Source organism: Stenotrophomonas sp. STEN033, assembly GCF_056856655.1.
This window is the reverse complement of the sequence record NZ_JBXFWM010000120.1, coordinates 1-3,772: the sequence shown is the minus strand read 5'-3', so window position 1 is coordinate 3,772 and position 3,772 is coordinate 1. Positions and strand designations below refer to the sequence as shown.

2 protein-coding genes are annotated in these 3,772 nt (G+C 64.4%); one reads left to right on the top strand and one right to left on the bottom strand.

Translation table 11 applies throughout. From position 1 onward, the window contains the following. Positions 1 to 399: 399 nt before the first annotated feature. Complete coding sequence (locus AC1VXC_RS20960) at positions 400 to 2,565, bottom strand: S46 family peptidase (RefSeq protein ID WP_313495563.1); 2,166 nt, start codon at positions 2,563 to 2,565, stop codon at positions 400 to 402. Positions 2,566 to 2,700: 135 nt separating this feature from the next. Between AC1VXC_RS20960 and tdh the strand changes: the two genes are divergently transcribed. Further along, positions 2,701 to 3,735 (top strand): L-threonine 3-dehydrogenase, encoded by a 1,035-nt coding sequence (gene tdh / locus AC1VXC_RS20955; RefSeq protein ID WP_313173780.1) that lies wholly within the window; start codon positions 2,701 to 2,703, stop codon positions 3,733 to 3,735. The last annotated feature ends 37 nt before the right edge of the window (positions 3,736 to 3,772 follow it).

Sequence of the window (3,772 nt, the reverse complement as noted above, 5' to 3'; positions counted from 1 at the left end):
TAGGGGGGGGGGACCAACGCTTCGCCCCGCCCTCGGGGGGGGTGGGGTGGGCGGGTCCCCCCTCGGGCGCGCCTGGGGCCCCCACTACAGTCGCCAGGCCTCCGCTCCATCAGGCGGCCAAACGCTCCCCCCTCCCCGGCCCTCCCCCTTCGCTGCGCGAAAGGGAGGGGGCAAGAGCGTAGTGCCGAGCCATGCTCGGCAGAGGCGTTACCGGTACCGCCAAATGTAGGAGCGGCGTAAGCCGCGAAGCACCTGATCCGTCAGATTGCGCGCACTCCGCTAGTTTCGATGCTATCGACTTCGCGGCTTACGCCGCTCCTACAACGCTGTGTGCTGCGCACAAACAAAAGCCCGGACGGTTTCCCGTCCGGGCTTTTACTTGAACCACGCAACTCGAACTTACTTCGAGGCGGCGTCCATTTCCTTCAGCAGCTGCGGCGCCGGTGCCACTTCCTGCATGATCCAGCGCATGTAACGCTCGTCGACCGAGATCATGCGGGTCATCACCGGGTCGAACACCCAGTTGCTGGCGACCGATTCCCAGATGCCGTCAAACGCCAGGCCCACCAGGCGGCCGTGTGCGTCCAGCACCGGCGAGCCGGAGTTGCCGCCGGTGATGTCCAGGTCGGAGAGGAAGTTCACCGGCACGCTGCCGATACGCTTGTCCTCGAAGCCGCCGTAACGCTTGGCCTTGACCGCATCGATCAGCGCCTGCGGCGAGTCGAACGGGTCCTTGCCGGTTTCCTTGGCGACGATGCCTTCCAGGTCGGTGAAGGCCGGCTGCACCTTGCCGTCCAGGCCGGTGTAACCCTTCACGTTGCCGAAGGTGATGCGCAGCGACAGGTTGGCGTCCGGATAGACGAACTCACCCTTGGTCTTCTTGTAATCGGCAATGGCCTGCAGGAACAGCGGACGTGCCACCAGCTCCTCGCCCATGCGCAGCTTGCGCTGGTGCTCCAGCTCCAGCAGTGCCGGCATCACCGCCACGGCGTACTGGATGGCCGGGTCGTTGCTCGCTTCGAACGCAGCCTTGTCGGCACCGAACCACTTCAGGCGCTCGTCCAGGCTGCCCAGCTTGGAGCCGTCCAGACGTGCAACGGTGGCTTCGACCGCCTTGGCATCAACGCCACCGATCCACTTGTCGAACGCCGACAGGTGCTGGCCGGCAGGCAACTGCACGTACTGCTGCAGCCAGTACTGCTGGAACTGACGGTCCATGGCCGGCACGTAGCGGCGGTCCATCTGCTTCAGGCCGCCTTCGATGGCCGGCAGATCGCGTTCCTGGTAACCCTCTTCGCGCTGCGCGTCCGGCTTGGCCTTTTCAATGGCCAGGCGGTACAGCCGCACGGCAGTGCCGAGGGTGCCGGTGCGGTTGAGCATGGCCAGGTTCAGGTCACGCGCCTGGTTCATGCGCGACTGCTGGCCCAGCGTCTGCAGCTGTGCGAACGCATCCAGCGCCGGCTTGCCGGCAGCGCCCTGGCCCCGCAGCCATTCCAGCACCGCGGTTTCCGCAGCCTGCTTCTGGCCGAGCACGTTGTTGCGCTTGAAGCCGTCCAGCTGGCCGTCGTAGTTCTTGCTGGTGTTGTTCCAGCTGGCCATGTTGGCGGCGTACTTGACCGCGATGTCCGGGTTGTCCTTGCTGGCCGCTTCGACCATCGCGATCTGGTCCTTGTAGGCCTTGGCGATCGACGGGTAGGTCCAGGTAGCGGTGTTCTCGAACTCGCTGACCAGCGCATAGCGATCGGTGCGGCCCGGATAACCGGCGACCATCACGAAATCACCCTCGCCCAGCGGCTGGTTGGCCAGCTTCAGCCAATGCTTGGGCTGGTACGGCACGTTGTCGGCGGCGAAGGCGGCCGGCTTGCCGTCCTTGCCGACATAGGCGCGGTAGAACGAGAAATCGCCGGTGTGGCGCGGCCACATCCAGTTGTCGACGTCACCGCCGAACTTGCCGACGCTGCCCGGGGGCGCATAGGCCAGGCGCACGTCCTTGATTTCCATGTTCTTGAACAGGCGGTAGGTGTTGCCGCCGGAGAAGCTGTACAGGGTGCAGCTGTAGGCGTCGTCGGTTTCACAGGCGGCGATGGCCTGCTTCTCGAAGGCTTCCAGCGCCTGGGTGCGCTTGAGCGGGTCGTTGCCGGCGCCAGCGATGGCCGCCTTGGCCTGTGCGGTGACATCGGTGATGTCGTCCAGCACGTAGATGCGGGCATTCGGGCCGGCGCTCAGTTCGTCTTTCAGGGTCGGCGCGTTGAAGCCGTCCTTGATCAGGTTCTTCTCGGCAGTGGAGTTCAGCTGGATCGAGCCGTAGGCGCAATGGTGGTTGGTCACCACCAGGCCCTGCGGCGAAACGAAGCTGGCGGTGCAGCCGCCCAGCGCAACCACCGCGCCCATCGGGTCGCCGGTCAGGTTGGCCAACTGCTGCGGGTCCAGCTTCAACCCTGCCTGCTTCAGCGGACCGGCAATCTCCGGCAGCTGCTGCGGCACCCACATGCCTTCAGCGGCGTGCGCGGTCTGCGCCAGGCCCAGGCCAGCAAGGATGGAAAACGCAAGAAAATTCACGCGCATTACGCTATTCCGAAAGTTTGGAAGCGCCGATTGTAGCCGTTGCAACTGTCATCCTCCCCTGCCATCGGTCAGTACCGGGCGGTTACGGCTGAAAGCTTATAATCGCCCTCTTTCCACACACTGCGGTCCCCTGCAATGGCACAGACGATGAAGGCGCTGGTAAAGCGCGAAGCGACCAAGGGCATCTGGATGGAAGAGGTGCCGGTGCCGACGCCCGGTCCGAACCAGGTGCTGATCAAGCTCGAAAAAACCGCCATCTGCGGCACCGACCTGCATATCTACCTGTGGGACGAGTGGAGCCAGCGCACCATCAAGCCGGGCCTGACCATCGGCCACGAGTTCGTCGGCCGCATCGCCGAGATCGGCCCGGGCGTGACCGGCTATGAAATCGGCCAGCGCGTCTCGGCCGAAGGCCACATCGTCTGCGGCCATTGCCGCAACTGCCGTGGCGGCCGCCAGCACCTGTGCCCGAACACCGTCGGCATCGGCGTCAACGTCAATGGCGCCTTCGCCGAGTACATGGTGATGCCGGCCACCAACCTGTGGCCGATCCCGGACCAGATCCCCTCCGAACTGGCTGCGTTCTTCGACCCCTACGGCAATGCCGCGCATTGCGCGCTGGAGTTCGACGTGATCGGCGAGGACGTGCTGATCACCGGCGCCGGCCCGATCGGCATCATCGCCGCCGGCATCTGCAAGCACATCGGTGCGCGCAACGTGGTGGTCACCGACGTCAACGATTTCCGCCTGAAGCTGGCCGCCGACATGGGCGCCACCCGCGTGGTCAACGTCGCCAACCAGTCGCTGAAGGACGTGATGGCCGAGCTGCACATGGAAGGCTTCGACGTGGGCCTGGAAATGAGTGGCAACCCGCGCGCCTTCAACGACATGCTCGACTGCATGTACCACGGCGGCAAGATCGCCATGCTCGGCATCATGCCCAAGGGCGCGGGTTGCGATTGGGACAAGATCATCTTCAAGGGGCTGACCGTGCAGGGCATCTATGGCCGCAAGATGTACGAGACCTGGTACAAGATGACCCAGTTGGTGCTGAGCGGTTTCCCGCTGGGCAAGGTGATGACCCACCAGCTGCCGGTGGACCGTTTCCAGGAAGGTTTCGACCTGATGGAACAGGGCAAGGCCGGCAAGGTCGTGCTGAGCTGGAATTGAGCTCAGGCGGAATCGGTACTGTCTCTTATACACATCT

What these genes read in the sequence shown, in the direction of transcription:
- AC1VXC_RS20960 (WP_313495563.1), bottom strand. Translation starts at nt 2,565, where the DNA reads ATGCGCGTGAATTTTCTTGCGTTTTCCATCCTTGCTGGCCTGGGCCTG.
- tdh (WP_313173780.1), top strand. Translation starts at nt 2,701, where the DNA reads ATGGCACAGACGATGAAGGCGCTGGTAAAGCGCGAAGCGACCAAGGGC.